The 17,074-nt window shown below is 68.5% G+C and carries 15 protein-coding genes and 1 other RNA gene; 6 read left to right on the top strand and 10 right to left on the bottom strand.

Features of this window, described 5'->3' with window-relative positions; translation table 11 throughout:
• Positions 1–80: 80 nt before the first annotated feature.
• Positions 81–449, top strand: a transfer-messenger RNA (tmRNA) gene (gene ssrA / locus NTM_RS26635).
• Between the two features lie 54 nt (positions 450–503).
• On the opposite strand, the gene NTM_RS26630 is transcribed toward ssrA, so the two are convergent.
• Both NTM_RS26630 and NTM_RS26625 read right to left on the bottom strand, forming a co-directional pair.
• Positions 504–1,118, bottom strand: coding sequence for a dihydrofolate reductase family protein (locus tag NTM_RS26630; RefSeq protein WP_163769100.1), 615 nt, complete (start codon positions 1,116–1,118; stop codon positions 504–506).
• Positions 1,119–1,190: 72 nt separating this feature from the next.
• Positions 1,191–2,087 (bottom strand): NYN domain-containing protein, encoded by an 897-nt coding sequence (locus NTM_RS26625; protein ID WP_163769099.1) that lies wholly within the window; start codon positions 2,085–2,087, stop codon positions 1,191–1,193.
• A gap of 96 nt (positions 2,088–2,183) precedes the next feature.
• Between NTM_RS26625 and NTM_RS26620 the strand changes: the two genes are divergently transcribed.
• Positions 2,184–3,611: a DUF2252 domain-containing protein gene (locus NTM_RS26620; RefSeq protein ID WP_435405112.1), complete on the top strand. Its 1,428-nt coding sequence runs from the start codon at positions 2,184–2,186 to the stop codon at positions 3,609–3,611.
• A gap of 59 nt (positions 3,612–3,670) precedes the next feature.
• Positions 3,671–4,273 carry a hypothetical protein gene (locus tag NTM_RS26615; protein WP_163769097.1) on the top strand — a complete coding sequence of 201 codons (603 nt, stop codon included), beginning with the start codon at positions 3,671–3,673 and terminating at the stop codon, positions 4,271–4,273.
• Between the two features lie 10 nt (positions 4,274–4,283).
• Here the strand turns inward: NTM_RS26615 and NTM_RS26610 are convergent, their stop codons facing one another.
• The 6 genes from NTM_RS26610 to NTM_RS26585 form a co-directional block, all read right to left on the bottom strand.
• Positions 4,284–5,015 carry a cutinase family protein gene (locus NTM_RS26610; RefSeq protein ID WP_435405138.1) on the bottom strand — a complete coding sequence of 244 codons (732 nt, stop codon included), beginning with the start codon at positions 5,013–5,015 and terminating at the stop codon, positions 4,284–4,286.
• A gap of 386 nt (positions 5,016–5,401) precedes the next feature.
• The gene (locus tag NTM_RS26605) at positions 5,402–6,445 is read right to left on the bottom strand and encodes a cupin domain-containing protein (protein ID WP_163769096.1); all 1,044 of its coding nucleotides are present in this window, start codon (positions 6,443–6,445) and stop codon (positions 5,402–5,404) included.
• Between the two features lie 108 nt (positions 6,446–6,553).
• A complete protein-coding gene (locus NTM_RS26600) occupies positions 6,554–7,033 on the bottom strand; it encodes an acyl-CoA thioesterase (protein WP_163769095.1) in 480 nt (159 codons plus the stop codon).
• A 9-nt stretch (positions 7,034–7,042) separates the two neighbouring features.
• On the bottom strand, positions 7,043–8,575 hold the full coding sequence (gene mhpA, locus NTM_RS26595; RefSeq protein ID WP_232079849.1) for a bifunctional 3-(3-hydroxy-phenyl)propionate/3-hydroxycinnamic acid hydroxylase MhpA: 1,533 nt from the start codon (positions 8,573–8,575) through the stop codon (positions 7,043–7,045).
• Positions 8,572–9,510 (bottom strand): fumarylacetoacetate hydrolase family protein, encoded by a 939-nt coding sequence (locus tag NTM_RS28935; protein ID WP_163769093.1) that lies wholly within the window; start codon positions 9,508–9,510, stop codon positions 8,572–8,574. Before NTM_RS28935 ends, mhpA begins: the two co-directional genes overlap by 4 nt.
• Positions 9,507–10,643, bottom strand: coding sequence for a VOC family protein (locus NTM_RS26585; protein WP_163769092.1), 1,137 nt, complete (start codon positions 10,641–10,643; stop codon positions 9,507–9,509). The genes NTM_RS28935 and NTM_RS26585 overlap by 4 nt, the downstream gene beginning before the upstream one ends.
• 127 nt (positions 10,644–10,770) lie before the next feature.
• Here NTM_RS26585 and NTM_RS26580 point away from each other — a divergent pair, with 127 nt between their 5' ends.
• Positions 10,771–11,430, top strand: coding sequence for a TetR/AcrR family transcriptional regulator (locus tag NTM_RS26580; RefSeq protein WP_104863894.1), 660 nt, complete (start codon positions 10,771–10,773; stop codon positions 11,428–11,430).
• A gap of 39 nt (positions 11,431–11,469) precedes the next feature.
• A complete protein-coding gene (locus tag NTM_RS26575) occupies positions 11,470–12,465 on the top strand; it encodes an LmeA family phospholipid-binding protein (RefSeq protein WP_104863688.1) in 996 nt (331 codons plus the stop codon).
• Positions 12,466–12,469: 4 nt separating this feature from the next.
• Here NTM_RS26575 and NTM_RS26570 read toward each other — a convergent pair whose 3' ends face one another.
• Entirely contained in the window at positions 12,470–12,943 is a 474-nt protein-coding gene (locus NTM_RS26570) for an Lrp/AsnC family transcriptional regulator (RefSeq protein ID WP_104863689.1), read from the bottom strand.
• 139 nt (positions 12,944–13,082) lie between these two features.
• Here NTM_RS26570 and NTM_RS26565 point away from each other — a divergent pair, with 139 nt between their 5' ends.
• Positions 13,083–16,523 (top strand): indolepyruvate ferredoxin oxidoreductase family protein, encoded by a 3,441-nt coding sequence (locus NTM_RS26565; RefSeq protein WP_104863690.1) that lies wholly within the window; start codon positions 13,083–13,085, stop codon positions 16,521–16,523.
• Here the strand turns inward: NTM_RS26565 and NTM_RS26560 are convergent.
• On the bottom strand, positions 16,517–17,062 hold the full coding sequence (locus NTM_RS26560; protein ID WP_163769091.1) for a nuclear transport factor 2 family protein: 546 nt from the start codon (positions 17,060–17,062) through the stop codon (positions 16,517–16,519). The genes NTM_RS26565 and NTM_RS26560 overlap by 7 nt on opposite strands.
• Between the last annotated feature and the right edge of the window lie 12 nt (positions 17,063–17,074).

Below are 17,074 nucleotides of genomic sequence, written 5' to 3'. Positions count from 1 at the left end.
CGGCGGGAGTAAATACCGGGTGGCCGATGTTGATATCGCCGGTAGTATGGACCTCCCACCGACGGTCGGTGGGTGTGCGAGGGGCTGAACGGTTTCGACTTCGCGCATCGATTCAAGGGAAGCGTGCCGGTGCAGACAACTGACCACCGTAAGCGTCGTTGTAACCAATTAAGCGCCGATTCCAATCAGCGCGACTACGCTCTCGCTGCCTAAGCGACAGCTGGTCCGTCAGCCCGGGAAAGCCCTCGACCCGGATCCTGGCGTCATCTAGAGGGATCAACCGAGAAGTCCGGTCGCGGGACTGCTCGGGACACCAAACAGCGACTGGGATCGTCATCCTGACTTGTTCGCGTGATCAGGAGATCCGAGTAGAGACATAGCGAACTGCGCACGGAGAAGCCTTGAGGGAATGCCGTAGGACCCGGGTTCGATTCCCGGCAGCTCCACCGGATAGAGAAAGGCCCCCCAGAAATGGGGGGCCTTTTTCATGGAATCCAGCGCCCTCAACGGAGCACGTCGTAGCGCAGGTGCACCACGCCGGGTGCCTCCAGCACGCGGGCGAGCTCGAGGTTCAGCGCACCCGGTTCGAAGCCGTCGAACAGCCGCTCACCCGCGCCGAGGATCTCAGGACTCAGCTGCAGGTCGATCTCGTCGACGATGCCGGCCGCCAGCGCCTGGCGGGCACACAACGCACCGCCGGCGATCGAGATCGGGCCCCCATCGGCGACCGCGGCGGCCTGCTCGTAGGCGGCCATGATGCCGTCGGTGACGAAGTGGAACGTCGTCCCGCCCTTGAGTTCGATCGGCTCGTGCCGATGGTGGGTGAGCACGAATACCGGGCAGTGGTACGGCGGCTCGTCACCCCACCAGCCCTGCCACGCCGAGTCACCCCACTCGCCGCGGACCGGGCCGAACATGTTGCGCCCCATGATCGTTGCCTTCATCCCGGCCAGCATCTCGTCGGCGACCTGACGGTTCACCGGGTGATCCCTACCTGCCCCGATATGCCACTGATGCAGCCGCTCGCCGCCGATGCCCAGCGGGTGTTGCTCACTCTGCTGCGGTCCGGCGACGTATCCGTCGGCGGAGATGGACATCGACAGGTTGGTTCTGCTCATCGGGCCTCCTCATCGTCACCATCTAGACCCCGCCGCCCCACGGAACTCATCGGGAACTCGTCGCCGCAACGTTCACACCCCGTCGCGCAGGCGCACCATCCGGATCGTTGAGCTCTCGTCGAGTTCGACGATGTCGGAGCGTGAGCGCAGGAAATCGCTGAACGACCGGAATCCCAACGATTTCTCGCTGAACGACGGGTCCATGCGCTTCATCTGGGCCTTCACCGCCGAGTTGTGCAGCCACTCCACGTCGTCCTTCTCCAGCCCGATGCGCAGCGCGCGGGTCAGCAACCCGGTCGCGCTGGCCTGCGGGTCCGGCGGCTCCGGGTCCTCGGCGGGGTCCGCCGCGGCGGCCTTGGCGCGCGTCGACCGCCGCTTCGGCGCGGGCTTGTCGTCGGTGACCGGCGCCGGCTCCAGTGCGGGCACGCCGGGTAGTGCGTCGTAGGTGACGAACTCATCGCACGCCGCGGCCAGCATCCGGCTCGAAGAGCCGGCCACCCCGATCCCGACCACGTAGCGGCCGAGGCGTTTGCAGCGCTGCGCCAGCGCGATGTAGTCCGAGTCGCCGGCGACGATCACCACGTGTGTCAGGTCGGGCAGGCGGAACATGTCCTCGACGGCGTCGACGGCCAGCCGGATGTCGGCTCCGTTCTTGCCGTACGCCGCCGCGGGGAACAACTGCACCAGGTCCACCGCGCGCCCGACCAGTTGTCCGCGGTACCGGGCGTTGATCTCCGCAGACCAGTCGGCGTACGCGCGGGTGAGCACCAAGGTGCCGAACGACGACGCGAAATCGATGACGGCGCCGACGTCGACGGTGGCCCGGTCCAGCTTGTCGCGGACCTCGTCGAACCCCTTGGCCTTGTCGCGCTGAAACGAGTTACGGCCGTTGACTTGGTCGTACCGCGAGATCACGATGTTGTCGAAGTCGAGATATACCGCGACGCGGGCCGCACCGGAATCCGTCATGGCTTCAGTTAAGCCGACCGCCGGTCCACCCGCGGTATCGCGGCGAATTCGCCGAGGTCCCGCACACCACGGCGCACATCACGCACGATGGAACCGATGAGTGCCGCACCGGGTCACGAACCGATCCGACATACCGTCCTGGCCGAGACGGACAGCTCGGCCTACCACTCGCTACGCCGGCGGCCGGTCACCCGCGCCGAGCGCTACGCACTGGGCAAGAGCCTGCGCAAGCGCGTACCGCGGCGCTCGCTGGCCGACTGGACCCCGCCGCCGGACCGACCGGACCCGATCCGGCTCATCGAGGCCAACCACCGCGGACGGCTGGACTGGCTGATCCCGGTGCGGGTGGGCCGGATGATCGCCTCGCCGTATGGTTTTCTGCGCGGCACAGCGGTGGTGATGGCCGACGACGTGGCCCGGCTGCCGTCCACCGGGATCATGCCGGTCGTCTGTGGTGACTCGCACCTGGGCAACTTCGGGTTCTACGCGTCCCCTGAACGCGACCTGGTGATCGACCTGAACGACTTCGACGAGGCCCACCCCGGCTGCTGGGAGTGGGATCTGCGCCGACTGGTCGCCAGCATCTGGGTCGCCGGCCGTCACAACGGCGCGTCCGAGCAGGACTGCGAGGAGGCGGTGCGCTCGTGCACCTCCGCCTACCGCGCCGAGATCCGCCGGCTGGCTGAGGAGCCGTTGTTCTCCCGGTCGTTCACCCGCCTGGACGTGGACCGCCTCGCCGGGGAGACGGCCGGTCCGCTGGCCGACGAGGTGCGGCGGTCGGCGGCGCGCGCCCGCAACCGCACCAGTGACCGCGCACTGCCGCGTTTCACCGAGGAGGTCGACGGGGTCCGCCGGATCGTCGAGGAGCCGCCACTGATCACCCGGTTACCGGGTGACGAGGCCGAGGCGCTGTCCGAGGCGCTCGACGCATATCTGCCGACGCTCGCCTCACACTGGCGACGCGTGCTCGGCGGCTACACCCTGCTCGACGTCGCGCACAAGGTGGTCGGGGTCGGCAGCGTGGGCCTGCGCGCGTATGTGGCTCTGCTGGAAGGCTCCTCGCCCGAGGATGTGGTGTTCCTGCAACTCAAGCAGGCCCGCCGCTCGGTGCTGGCCCGCTACGTGCACGGCGAATCCGCCTGGCACGCCCACCAGGGCCAGCGGGTGGTCGAGTACCAGCAGGCGCTGCAGACGGTCAGTGATCCGCTGCTGGGCTGGACGACGGTCAACGGGTTGCAGTTCTACGTGCGGCAGTTCCGCAATATGAAGGGCACGATCCCGTTGGACGCGATGGACCCGAAGGCGTTGATCGACTACACCGGTGTCGTCGGCCAGTTGCTCGCCAAGGGGCATGCCCGCACCAGCGGTGCGTCGATGATCGCCGGATACCTGGGCCGCTCCGAGAAGGTGGACGACGCGTTCAGCAAGTTCGCCCGCCGCTATGCCGATCAGACCGAAGCCGACCACGCCGCGCTGGTCGCCGCGGTCGAGCGCGGCAGGTTGCCGGTCGAGCGCGGGGCGTAGCCGCTGCTCCGGATGCTTTCGGCGCCGAATGCCGGGGCGGTATCTGGCAGTCTGTGCGGGTGGATCTGATTTGGAGCGTCGTCGCGGTGACGATCGCGACGTTCACGGTGTTGCTCGCGGTGCGCCACCTCGTCGCGCTGGGAAGCGAGTGGGTGTTCCACCGCTACGTCGCCGTCGGTGGGCTGGTCGCGTTCAGCGCCGACGCACTCGCCGACGGCGGCCACCGCATCCGGTTCGAGGTCGGCGGCCCCGGGATCTTCCACAACGTCACCCTGCAACTGCTCGGGTCGCCGGAATCCGTTGTGGCGCAACCCGAGGTGCGGCACACGATGACCGCCGGTGACCCCGCCCTGGAGTGGACGCTGCCCGCCACCGCCGAGCGGGCCTGGGTGATGGTGACGTGGGTGCGGCCGTATCTGCAGGGCGTGGAATCCGAGGCACTGGCGCGGGTGCTGTCGGCGGACCGGCTGTACGAATGGCGTTGGTACTCCGAGACGTATCGCTACCTACGCACCGTGGCGCGGTTCGCCGCACGGCGGGGGTGGGTGCCGGGTGCGACATCGCTGCGCGAGCTGCGGCTCTACGGGCGGTGGCGGCGGACGTCGTCGAACTCCGCCGCCGATCTGCTCGGGCCCGCGGCGACGCCGCCGCCGATCGGCTGAGCCGGCCCGGTCAGCTCTCGGTGTCCTCCTCGGCAGGGGCCGCCGCCACCTGAGCCGCGGCGAAGTCGGCGGCCTGCAGCACCAGCCCGTCGGAGATGTAGCGGGCGTGGGCGCCGAGGTCGTTGCCGGGGGAGCAGACGAAGTCGTTCGGCACGCACAGGTCGAGTGTCTTGGGCCGGTACAACTCGCCGATCGTCACCGGAGGTTGCTGGATCACGTCCATGAACCGTGCCGACGGGGTTCCGAGCAGTGTCACCGCGGCGACATGGTCGGCGATGTCGGCGGGCATCGGTGCGGGCACCTCGGACGCCGACACTCCGTCGGGAATCAATTCCGTTGTCACAAAACCCATCACGGCCGCGCCCTGGGAGTAGCCGCCGAGCACCAGCTTGGTGTCCGGGCAGTTCATCGCGGTCTGCTGCACGCGGGTGCTCGCATCGGCGATGCCCGCGACGGCGGTCGGGAAATCGGGGCTGGCCGGATAGTCGACCGGATAGACCCGTACCGACTTACCGGCGAGCTTGGACTGCAGGTCGTCGACGAACTGCTGGCCCATCACCCCGAGTCCGGGCGCCTCCGTCGTGCCGCGGGCGAACACCACCTCGACATCGGGGCAGGCCGGTGCGGGAGCCGCCAGCGGAACCTCCGCCGGGGGACCGGGTGAGGGTCCGACAGCGACGGGACCCGGAGCGGGCGGTACCGCGGGTGGGTTCGGTGGTTGCGCAACGGCATTCGGGGCAATTGCCGTCGAGATATACGACAGTGCGAAAGCCAGAGCCACTGCGGGGCGTCCGACACGGGTCAGCGAAGCGGTCAGTCCCACGCCTCGATGGTGGCACAGATGGCGGCGTCGAGCACGCCCGAAACGGCCGTGTCACGAACCTGTGAACGTCACGGGTGCCTCCGGCACCGGGGTCGCCGGATCCGGGCAATCCACCGTCGTCGTTTGCCCGAAATCTCCCAGCGAATTGCTCAGCCGGGGTGTAGCGTCGATCCGCGGAACGGGATGGCAGTCGATGGCGTGGGAGCTTGCCGGACCGAATGCGTTTCCGCCGACCGTGATTCCGCCGGCCATCGATCCCGCGGCAACGATTCCTGTCGGTGCTGCGCCGCCACCGATCCCAACTTTCAATCGACCGGGTTGGTGCGGGCCACGATCAGCGGGTCGGCCGGGGTGAACGGGAACTGCGGCAGATCCTCGATGTGGGTGTCGAATGCGGCGGCCAGGACCTTGCGTGAGTAGGCGCTCGCGGATGCGCGGTAACCGATGTCGGCCGGGAAAGGCTGGTCGAAGAAGATCAGGAAATGCCACTCGTCGGTGCCGATGTTCTCGATGTGGTGCGGATAGGCGCGCGGGATGAAGTACATGTCGCCGGTGGTCATCGTCCAGGTGTCGAGTGTGCCGTCGGGATTCATCACCGTCATCCGCGCGTCGCCGTGCCGCACATACCCCATCTCCGCGGTCGCCGGGTGCCAGTGCGGTTCGCGCATCCCGTCCTCGCTGACGCGCAGTGAGTACATCGAGATGTCTTTGAGCACAGGCCAGAATTGATCGCGGGCGAACCGGGCGTTGCCGCTGACGTAGTTCAGGCCAGGCGCCTGGGCTTCGACGTCGAACTTGTGGGGGTCGTCGAAGTACGCCGACCGGGGGATGTCGGGGGTGCCGGTGCGCGCGGCGAGCTTGCGGTCGGTGGTGTCGCGGCGGATCCGGGCGAGATCGGCGGCGGGCAGGTCATAGGTGTTGCCCAGCACCGCGTCGGAGAACGCGCCCATCGTGGCGCCGAATCCGAAATCCTCTGGCCGCTCGTGACGGAACGCGATGATGAACTCGGCGACGTCGTCACCGATGTTCTCGATGTGGTGCAGCGACCCCGACGCGGCATGGAACATCTGGCCCGCGGTGACGATGAACGCGGAGAAGCGGCTGTGGTCGTCCAGGATGCACACGAGCGCGGTGCCGGACACGCAGTAGGTCAGCTCGTTGGCGTTGGCATGCCAATGCGGGGTTCGCATGGCACCGGGATTGAGCAGCACCCGTTTGATCGAGAGCCTCGCAAGGATCGGCAGATTGTCCGCGGTGACCCGGCGCATCGACCCGAGCTCGGATTCCTCGACGATCTCCCCGTGGTGCAGGGACATGGTGTGGCTGGAGCGGCGGACGGACGTCGTCATGGGCATCTCCTGACGGATCGGGTGGTTGTGCAGCCGACTCTGCTCCGTCAGGGCAGCGCGGTCATCGAAGGTGCCCCTGATTCGCACTACCGGCTGGCAGGTAGTCCGTCAGCCGGGGGTGTGCAGTGCCAGCGAGTTCAGGTGTTCGCGGGCGTCGTCGGGGATCGGTATCGGGCCGTCGTCGCCGAGCACCACCAATACGGTGTCGCAGAGGCTGACGCAGGCGCCGTCGTGGAACAGCGCCGTCGACGCGACGTATGAGGTGCGGCCGAGGTGTCCGATGCCGATCGCGGTGTCGATCACCGACGGCCATGGCGCCTCCCGGAGGTAATGCACGACGATCGTGGAGGTCACGATGCGCAGCGCCCGCGCGGTCCAGTCGTAGACGTCCGGGAAGACCTGGCGGTTCAGTGTGGCCCTGGTGGTTTCGTGCAGCGACTCCAGCGCGACGTTGTTCAGGTGCCCGTTGGCGTCCATGTCGCCGAAGCGGGTGTCGACGGGGCGGTGCACCGGATAGGTCGCCGCATCCAGGCGCGCCGGGTGCGGCCGCGGCACGGTGCTGACGAACGGGTTCGGTCCGGAATCCATGCGGTCAAACTATCGGCGGAGCCGACTCGTCTCAGTGAGGGGCCGGTGGCACGGTATCGAGTCACACAGCGCATCGAGGTCCCGGCAAGCGTGCATGACGGTCCGGTCGGGCCGGATCAGTGCCGCGGTGGCGCGGCCGCGGCGCAACCACTGTCCGAGGGCGGAATCCGCTGCGGTGACATGGAGGGTCACACCGCGCCGGGCGATCCGCGATCTCTGATCCGCGCTGGGAGTGTCGGTGGTGACGATCGCGAACCCACTGCCCAGTTCGGTGTCAAGCCGGCGTCCCGCGCTCACCAACGGGTTCGGGCATAGCCTCCCGGCGAGCTGCCGGGGTTTACCGGACCGCTTCACCAGCGAGGAACGACGCAGCGGCGGCGTCTCTCCGCCGACCACCTTGGCGGAGAAACCCGGAGCCCGGCGCAGCGCGGGAAGACCGACTCTGCGGGCCAGGCTGCCGAGCTCTCCGCCCGCGGTCATGGCTCGGCCGACAACCAGTGCGAGCCGGATCATGCTGCGGGTGTGCGGTTTTCGTTCCTGCACGTAGGTGTCCAGCACCTCGTCTGGCAGTGCGCCCCGCAGAACACCTGCCAGCTTCCAGGTCAGGTTCATCGCGTCGCGCAAGCCGGCGCCCATACCCTGGCCGATGAACGGGGGAGTGAGGTGTGCCGCGTCGCCCAGCAGGAACACCCGGCCCACACGCCAACGGTCGGCCATCTGTGCCTTGAACGTGTACTCCGCGACGCGCACCAACGTCAGCGCATCCGTGGATATCCCGCCGAGCCACGGACGCAGCAGGGGTGCGAGCGTCTCGAGGGTCGAGTAGTGCTCGGCGGTCTCGGTGTCCCCTAGCTGGAACTCCCACCGGTGGCGGGTGTCGCCGATGCGCATGTAGGTGGCCGCCCGGTCCGGGTCGCACACCTGGTGCACGCCATCCCACTGCCCGAGGTCGGCCGCCGTGGCGATGTCGACGACGAGCCAACGCTGCTGGAAGCCGAGGTCCTCCATGGTCGAGCCGATCCGCCTGCGGGTCAGGCTGTTCGCGCCGTCGCATCCGAGGAGGTAGGCGGCGCGCACCAGGTGCTCGCCGGTGTCGTCGGAGTACGTCAAGGCAACGGACTCGGTGTCGGTGTCGATGTCGGTGACCTCGACCCCGCTGCGCAGCGTGATGCTGGGGAAGCGGGAAAGGTTGTCACGCAGCACCGTCTCGAGCTCGGGCTGATCGAACATGTTCGCCTGGGGAAAGCCGTTGCGGCTCAGCGTAGTGGCGCGGCGGAATTCGGCCAGGACATTCATGTTTCGCTCAACGAGGCGCAGCCCGAGCGCCGGACGGGAGATCTCGGCGACACGGTCGGCGACACCGAGCCGGGCGACGATGCGGAAGACCTCGTCATCGAGGTGGACGGCGCGGGGTTGCGAGAAGACCTGCGGCCACCGGTCCAGGATCAGGCAATCCACGCCGTACTGTGCCAGCAGTGTGGCCGCCGTGACGCCGGTGGGCCCCGCTCCGATCACGACGACCGGAACGTGCTCGACGCTCACGCGAATCGGACCACTGTGCGCTGCGTCCCCAGCTCGATAGCACCGTCGTCGGTCCGGACGCCCGCCTCGATGACGTCGCCCGGTTTGAGGTACTTCGAGTTCTTCGACTGACTCTTGAAGAACGCCTTCCATTTCAGCGCGGGCGGCAGCAGGTTACCGAGGATCTCGATCGGCTTCGGCGGGGCGCTGAGCGCGGTTCCTGCCGGGGTGCCGGTGAGGACCAGATCACCGGCATCGAGGCGCTGGAAGCGAGTCAGCTCCTGGAGGGCTCGGATCGGCCGGTAGATCATGTCCCCGCCGACCACCGAGTCCTGACGTAGTTCGCCGTTGACGCGAAGTCGCAGGCGCAGATCGTCGAAACGTTTCAGCTCATCGGCGTCGAGCAGCACCAGCGCCGGGCCGACGGGGGTGAAGCTCGGATACGACTTGGCCTCGTAGAACTGGGTTTTCGGCAGCTGGATGTCGCGTGCCGACACATCGTTGGTGACCACGAGGCCGGCGACGTACCGGGCCAGGTCAGCCTCACCGAGGGGGGTGCCCACGGGCAGCTCCCGGCCGATGACGAGCCCGATTTCGACCTCGTAGTCCAGGAACCGGACATGCCCGGGCTTGACGATGTCGGCGGTTGGTCCGGTGATCGATCCAGAGGCTTTGCGAAAGAACGTCAGCGGCACCGTCGCCGGATCCATCCCGGCATCCTTGACGTGCGACGCGAAGTTCGTCATCTGGGCCACTACGCGGCACGGCGCCGTCACGGGAGAGACCAGGGTGAGCGACTCCACGGGGACGGTGTCGGTGCCGGTGAGTGCGGCGTGGACTGCGGAGCGGTCGCGGAGCAGTTCGGCGGTGGTGGTGGCCGCGGTCTCGATCCGCACGGCGCCTGCGGCGGTACGGACGAACCAGTCGTCGGCGGTTCGCAAGACGGTGGTGGTCATGAGTTCGCAACTTTCAGCAGGCCGCGCAGGCGGGTGGGGGTGAATTCGTTGTCGTGGTCGCGCACCGCGCGCAGCATCGAGCGCAGCTCTTCCAGTGATTCGCGGCCGGGGGCGAGGCCGAGGAAGTCCTTGGTGACCGGCGGTCCCCACTGGGCCAGACCGGTCGCGGTGAACGGGGCCCATCCGGGTTCCAGGCTGCTGTCGAACATGTCGCCATCGGCATAGTGCTCGACAAGGAAACCGTCCGGATCGCGCCAGTAGTCGAAGAGTTGACTGCCCTGGATGTGCCGGCCGATACCCCAGGATCGGTAGTAGCCGCGTTCCCGGAGGTACTCACCACCGGCGGCCAGCGCGTCGAGATCGCAGACCTGATAGGCCGAGTGCACGTAGCGGTTGCTCGGACCGAGCGCCAGCGCGAGGGTGTGGTGGTCGGCGGGGGTGTCGCCGCGGTCGCACCGGATGAAGCTCATCGTCGGCCCCAGGTCCCGCTGGCCGGGGAAGTAGAGGAAGTCGCTGACGATCATGCCGAGGTGGTCCAGGTACCAGTTCAGCGCTTCGAGGTACCTGGTGCTCTGGAGCACAACGTGGCCGAGGCGTTGCACCCGTGCGGGGGCCTTCGGCGGGCGCTGGGTTGCATTGGTGCGCAACACGTGATGGCCGACATTGAGAACGAGCGGCTCATGCGGCGGCAGAGGGGGCAGGGCCCGGGTGTCGGCAACGATCCGTACCGGCGTTCCACTCGGGTCGGCGAGGTCGACTGCTATTCCGCCGATGCTTTCAGGGAGTCTCGTGGTGGCGGCGCCGACCCCGACGGCCAGGCGCGTGACATCGACCGTGTCCTGTGCGGTGAATGCCACCCCGACGAACCTCGACCGTGGGCCCTGCCGCACCAGCAGGCACGGCGCACCTGGATCGGTTCCCCGCAGGTGCAGTTCGTCGTCGGTGCGTAGCGCAGTGGAGAACCCGAATGCCTGCGCGAAGGCCTCGGCGCGCCGCAGGTCGGGTTTCTCGAACTCCAACCACGCGATGTCATGGACCTTGATCAGAGGATTCCGCGATCGACCGGGGTGCTCGCCGCGGCGGGCTGCGCGGTCGCTGTGCAGACCTTGGTGCGCGTCGGTGAGACCGCCCATCTACCGCCTCCTAAGTTGCTGACGAAATCGTCACATACGACGTAATCCTCAGTCAAGGGTTTCTGACGAAATCCTCAGCAGTGACGGATCGGCTACGATATGCGCGTCCGAGAAGGAGCTGGTGCAGATGGCACATGCCGCCGAGCCGCAGAACCGCCTCGCGCGCCGTAAACAGAAGACGCGTGCTGCGCTGATCGCCGCCGCCCAATCGCTCATCGCCGACGGCAGACTCAACGTTCCGGTCCTCGAGATCACGCAGGCCGCCGACGTGGGTATGGGGTCGTTCTACAACCACTTCGCAACCAAGGAAGAGCTTTTCGACGCCGCCATTGCGGAGGTGCTGGACAGCCACGGGGCGCTGCTCGACGAACTCAACCGGTCGACGGATGACCCGGCAGAGACGTTCGCGCGTAGCTTCCGCCTGACGTGCCGGATGTTTCGGCACCGGCCGCAGGAGAGTCGGGTGTTGTTGACCAACGGGCTCAACCTGCTGTCGGCGGATCGCGGCGTGGCGCCGAGGGCGCGCCGCGACATCGCCGCCGCCGTCGAGGCCGGCCGGTTCCACGTCGACGACCTCGGTCTGGCGTTGGCCATCGTGGGCGGCTCGCTGCTCGGACTGGGCCAACTGCTCAAAGACGAGCCCGACCGCGACGCCGACGAGGCGGCCGACGAGGTCACCGAAAAGGTTCTGACGATGCTCGGAATGGCGCCAGAGGAAGCGCGCCGGATCTGCCGGCTCCCGCTGCCCGGCATCGACACGCTGAGTTCGCCGACGCCGGCCGCCTAACTCGACCCCGCAACCCGGCGATGGGGCAGAATCGCGCAGATGACCAACCCGCCGCACCGCCCGGGCCCGCCGCCAGGGTGGCACGGTCGGGGAACGCCGCCGCCGGACCCCGCGACCCGGCGGATACCCCGGGCGGGCGGACCGGACGCGCGCACCGAGCGGATCCGCGCCCGGCAGCCCGACGCCGCACCGACCGAGAAGCTGCGCAGGGCTGCGCCCGTCGGCCGTCCGCCGGCCGGGCCGCCACCGCAGACCCCGCGGCAGAACCCGCCACCGCAGCCCCCGCCGCCGGCCGGTGACAAGCCCCGCCGCTCAGGGTTTTTCACCCGCCAGACCACCGTGCTGTTGGCCGTGATCGTGATCGCCGCACTCGCGGGTGGGCTGGCCGGTGCGGAGTTGTACGCCAGGCACCGCGCCGACGACATCCTCGTCGACGTCGCCGAATGCGTCGTCGAAGACAGCGCGTCGATCTCCTACGGGGTCAACCCGCCGTTCCTGTGGCAGCACCTCACCGGCCACTACACGAACATCTCGGTGCGCACCGCCGGCGACCGCGTCCAGTCGGCCGACGGCATGACCGCCGAGGTCACCCTCCAGGACGTGCGACTGCACGACTCCGGGGATGCCAAGGGCACCATCGGGAAACTCGACGCGACCCTGACCTGGACCGCCGACGGCATCAAGGAGACCGTCGCGGCGAACCTGCCCGGGGTGGGCGCACTGATCACCGCGGTGCGCACCGATCCCACGGCCGGGACGATCGTGCTGGACGCCGGCAGTGCCGCCGTCACCGCCAGACCGGTCGTCACCGACGGTGACCTGAACCTCGAGGTGCTCGACGTCAGCGGACCGTTCCCGAAGGACACCGTGCAGTCGGCGCTCAACGACCTGACCAAGAAGCTGAACGACAACTATCCGCTCGGCATTCAGGCCGACAGTGTCGAGGTGACCGGAACCGGGGTGGTCGGCACGTTCTCCAGCCGCGACGCATCGATCCCGAACGAGCAGACCAACCGCTGCTTCGCGCGGCTGTGACGGCTCACTCGCCGCGCGCCAGCTTCTCGATCAGAGGTCTCGTGCGGTAGGCGATCACCTCGTGCATCGCGACCGACATCGTGGTGCGCTGCACGCCGGGTACGGCCAGGATCAGCCCGGCCACGCGGTACAGGTCGTCGGCGTCGGTCGCCACCACCGCGACCAGCAGGTCGGCGGCCCCCGACAGCCCGGTCACCTGGGTGACCTGGGTGACCTTCTCCAGTTCGGCGATGACGTCTTCGAGCTGGTGCTGGTCGACGACCACGGTGATGAACGCCTTCAGCGGATAGCCGAGGTCGCGCGGCGACACACAGCGGTCGATCGGGGCGAGCACCTTGTCCTGGTCCCAGCGCGCCAGCCGAGCCTGCACGGTGTTGCGGGCCAGTTTGAGCATGGCCGCCAACTGCACCCCGGTGGCGCGCGGTGCGTCACACAACGCCAGCAGCAACCGGGCGTCGGTGCGGTCCAACTTCGTCATGTCGCGCAGTATCCCACGTCACACTTCGCAAATTCTGGGCAACATGCTCAAGAGCTGTGGCATTGCTTGCTCACTCTGGTGACCGCTGACACTCTTGGGTCAGCAGTACGCCCAGCAATCGCCGAGGTGGTGAGCACCGATGACAGAACTCGACGTCCGGCCGGACCGGCGTCCGTACGACCTCTCCGACCGGTATCGGTCCGGTGCGGCGGCGGTTCTGCTGACCGGGGTGCAGGCGATCGCGCGGGCGCTGGTCGAACAGCACGAGCGCGATGCGCGCGCCGGCAGACGGGTCGCGACCTTCGTCTCCGGATATCAGGGCAGCCCGCTCGGCGGCGTCGACAGGATGCTCTCCGGCATGCCCGACGTGCTGGCCGCACACGACATCGTGTTCGTGCCGGGGCTCAACGAGGAACTGGCCGCGACGTCGGTGTGGGGCAGCCAGGCCGACCTGCCGGGCGGCAGGACCCACGACGGCGTCGTCGGGGTCTGGTACGGCAAGGGGCCCGGCCTGGACCGGGCCACCGATGCGCTGCGGCACGCCAACATGTACGGGGCCAATGCCCGGGGCGGGATGCTGCTGCTGGTCGGCGACGACCCGGCGTCGAAATCGTCCACCGTCCCCGCCGTCAGCGAGCGGTCCCTGGCCGCGCTCGGAATCCCGGTGTTGTTCCCGCGCAACGCGCGCGAAATCGTCACGATGGCCCAGCACGGCATCGCGCTGTCCCGCGCGTCCGGATGTGTTGTGGCGCTTAAGATCGTCGCCGACGTCGCCGACGGCGCATGGTCGGTCGACGCCGGAGATGTCGACATCGACATCTCGGTCCCCGAGATCATCTGGGACGGAAAGCCCTTCGTCTACACACAGCGGCCGATGGCCGCGCCGGCGGACAGCCTGCTGGCCGAGGCCGACCTGTACGGACCTCGTGCGGAGGTCGTCCGCGCGTACGCCGGCGTCAACCGTCTCGACGTCACCGAGATCGACCCGCCGAGCGCACGGATCGGGATCGCCGCGCCCGGAACGGCGTTCGATGCGATGCGCCAAGCGCTGGCCGATCTCGGCGCCGACGACGACGCGTTGCGCAGTGCCGGGGTGCGGCTGTTGCGCATCGGGATGCCGACCCCGTTGTGCGCGGACAACGTGCTCCGGTTCGCCGACGGCCTCGACGAGGTGCTCGTCGTCGAGGACAAGACCGCGTTCGTCGAGACCCAGATCCGCGAGATCCTCTACGGCAGCCCGGATGCGCCGCGCATCCTCGGTAAGAAAGACGCCGCCGGACGGCCGCTGATCCCTGCCGACGGCGAACTGACCGCGGGCCGGCTGCTCGCACCGCTGCGCCGCGCGCTCGCTGACCGAGTGCCGCTGCGCAAGCCACCGCCGCCGGCCCTGACACTGGAAGTGCTTCCCGCCCAACGCAAGGCGTACTTCTGCAGCGGCTGCCCACACAACCGCTCGACGGCGGTGCCCGAGGGCTCGCTGGCCGGCGGAGGCATCGGCTGCCACACGATGGTGACGATGTCGGGCCGCAAGGACAGCGCGGTCACCGGCCTGACCCAGATGGGCGGCGAAGGCAGTCAGTGGATCGGCCAGGCGCCCTTCACCGACGTCGAGCACCTGTTCCAGAACATCGGTGACGGGACGTTCTTCCACTCCGGCCAGCTCGCCGTGCAGGCATGCGTCGCCGCCGGGGTGAACATCACGTTCAAACTGCTCTACAACGACGTCGTGGCGATGACGGGCGCCCAGCACGCCGAAGGCGCGATCACCGTCACCACATTGACCCACAAGCTGAAAGCCGAAGGCGTCCGGCAGATCATCATCTGCGCCGACGAACCCGGCAAGTACCGCAAGCGGGCGCTGGCCGACGGGACGTTGCTGTGGCACCGCGACCGCCTCGACGAGGCCCAGAAACGACTGCGCGACGTGTCCGGCGTGACCGTGCTGATCTACGACCAGCACTGCGCGGCCGATGCCCGCCGACAGCGCAAGCGCGGCACCCTGCCGGTCCGGACCACCCGGGTGCTGATCAACGAGGCTGTCTGCGAGGGCTGCGGCGACTGCGGCGTCAAGTCGAACTGCCTGTCCGTACAACCGGTGGACACCGAATTCGGCCGCAAGACCCGTATCGACCAGACGTCGTGCAACACCGACTACAGCTGCCTCGACGGGGACTGCCCGTCGTTCGTGACCGTCGAGGTGGCCCCGGGCAGGAAACGCGCGCCCCGGACGGCGCCGGTCCCGCCGGTGCTGCCCGACCTCCCGACCCCACCGATCACCGCGACGCACAACGTGTTCCTCGCCGGGATCGGCGGCACCGGCATCGTCACCGTCAACCAGGTCATCGCGACGGCGGCGCTGCGGGCCGGCTACGACGTCGAGAGCCTGGACCAGATCGGGCTGAGCCAGAAGGCCGGTCCGGTGGTGTCGCACCTGCGCTTCGCGGCCGGCCGGCTCGACCCCGCCAACCGGCTGACCCCGGGCAGCGCGGACTGCATCGTCGCGTTCGATCTGCTGGCGGCTGCCGACACCAAGAACCTCGGCTACGGGGACCCCACCAAGACCGTCACGGTCGCGTCGACGAGCAAGACGCCGACCGGGGACATGGTCTACGACAAGACCGTCGAGTACCCGGAGACCGCGTACCTGCTGCACCGGCTGGGTCAGGTGTCGCGCAGCGTGCAGTCCTTCGACGCGCTGGCCGCCGCGCACGCGCTGTTCGGCGACACCGCCGCGGCCAACTTCCTGGTGATCGGCGCCGCGTATCAGGCGGGGGCGCTGGGTATTCCGGCCGCGGCGATCGAAGAGGCCATCGAGATCAACGGTGTCGCGGTCAAGGCCAACATCGCCGCCTTCCGGTGGGGCCGGGTCGCGATCGCCGACCCCACCCGCTTCCACGACGTCGTCGCGCCGATGCGGGCCCGCCCGGCGCCGGCAGTTCCGGACCGGGTCCTGGCCGGTGCCACGTTCTCCGGGCAGGTGGGTGACCTGATCATCCGCCGCGCCGCCGATCTGGTCGCCTACCAGAGTGAGAAGGTCGCACAGAACTACGTGACGGTGATGCAGTCGGTCTGGACGGCCGAGCGGGCCGTGGGACCGCGCACCGAGTTCAGTGCGGCGGTCGCCAAGGGGCTGTACAAGTTCACCGCGTACAAGGACGAGTACGAGGTCGCCCGGCTGCTGACCGATCCGGAGTTCCTGGCTCAGGTGGCACAGGAGTTCCCGGACGGCGAGAAGCTGACCTACAAGCTGCATCCGCCGACGCTGCGGTCGCTGGGCCGCACGAAGAAGATCGGTCTGGGTCCGCGCAGTCACGTCGTACTGCGCGCGCTCGCAGCGGGTAAGCGGTTGCGGGGGACCAAGTTCGACCCGTTCGGTTATGCCCATGTGCGCAGGGTGGAGCGTGACCTACTCGCCGAGTACGCCGCGCTGGTGAGCAGGCTGGCCGCCGAACTCGACACGCACACCTACGACCGCGCGGTCGAGGTGGCCGGTCTGGCGGACATGGTGCGCGGATACGAGGGCATCAAACTCGCCAACGTCGAGGCCTACCACGCGAGGCTGCGCGAATTGGGTTACTGATCCCGGCCGGTGCGCAGCAGCGTGAAGAACCGGTGCGACGGGTCGTCGTCGCCGGGGGAGCCGGCCGGCGTGCCCTTGGTGACCGGGTGCTCGAAGGTCGCCGCGGACGGGTTGTTGACGAACGCGGTGTCGGTGACGATGGCGCGCTCGGTGAATCTCCACTCCCCGGATCGCTTTTCGTATCTGTCCAGATACCGGCCGCCGACGATGACGTCCACGTCGCGGCCACCGGCGCTGAAGGTGTGGGTGGCGATCGTGTAGACCTCGCCCTCGGCCGCTTCCCCGCGGATCGCGAACTCGACGGTGGTCACGTGGTGTTGCATCGAGCGCAGATACGGTCGGGTCGCCGCGATCTGGTCGATGAAGGTGTGCGCGGATCCGGAGGAGAAGCCGCCGTGGTTGTCGGCGGCGTCGGGGTGGTACAACCGCCGAAGTTCCTCGACGTCACCGCGGTCGACCGCGCGGCAGTAGCGGTGGACGAGCCGGCGCAGCTGATGTTCGTCGAGCATCTCCTGCAGCAGTTCCTCGGGTGGGGTCATCGCAATACCGTC

Origin of the sequence: Mycolicibacterium parafortuitum, assembly GCF_010725485.1 — a bacterium.
Lineage (GTDB): Bacteria > Actinomycetota > Actinomycetes > Mycobacteriales > Mycobacteriaceae > Mycobacterium.
The sequence above is the reverse complement of the archived record's forward strand: the minus strand, read 5'-3'. Positions and strand labels throughout refer to the sequence as shown.

Excerpts from the sequence above, each read along its gene's own strand:
- NTM_RS26585 (WP_163769092.1), bottom strand. The coding sequence starts at position 10,643 with ATGGGCGGTCTCACCGACGCGCACCAAGGTCTGCACAGCGACCGCGCA.
- NTM_RS26560 (WP_163769091.1), bottom strand. The coding sequence starts at position 17,062 with ATGACCCCACCCGAGGAACTGCTGCAGGAGATGCTCGACGAACATCAG.
- NTM_RS26620 (WP_435405112.1), top strand. The coding sequence starts at position 2,184 with ATGAGTGCCGCACCGGGTCACGAACCGATCCGACATACCGTCCTGGCC.
- NTM_RS26575 (WP_104863688.1), top strand. The coding sequence starts at position 11,470 with ATGACCAACCCGCCGCACCGCCCGGGCCCGCCGCCAGGGTGGCACGGT.
- NTM_RS28935 (WP_163769093.1), bottom strand. The coding sequence starts at position 9,510 with ATGACCACCACCGTCTTGCGAACCGCCGACGACTGGTTCGTCCGTACC.
- NTM_RS26625 (WP_163769099.1), bottom strand. The coding sequence starts at position 2,087 with ATGACGGATTCCGGTGCGGCCCGCGTCGCGGTATATCTCGACTTCGAC.
- NTM_RS26600 (WP_163769095.1), bottom strand. The coding sequence starts at position 7,033 with ATGGATTCCGGACCGAACCCGTTCGTCAGCACCGTGCCGCGGCCGCAC.
- NTM_RS26605 (WP_163769096.1), bottom strand. The coding sequence starts at position 6,445 with ATGACGACGTCCGTCCGCCGCTCCAGCCACACCATGTCCCTGCACCAC.
- NTM_RS26565 (WP_104863690.1), top strand. The coding sequence starts at position 13,083 with ATGACAGAACTCGACGTCCGGCCGGACCGGCGTCCGTACGACCTCTCC.
- NTM_RS26580 (WP_104863894.1), top strand. The coding sequence starts at position 10,771 with ATGGCACATGCCGCCGAGCCGCAGAACCGCCTCGCGCGCCGTAAACAG.
- NTM_RS26570 (WP_104863689.1), bottom strand. The coding sequence starts at position 12,943 with ATGACGAAGTTGGACCGCACCGACGCCCGGTTGCTGCTGGCGTTGTGT.
- NTM_RS26630 (WP_163769100.1), bottom strand. The coding sequence starts at position 1,118 with ATGAGCAGAACCAACCTGTCGATGTCCATCTCCGCCGACGGATACGTC.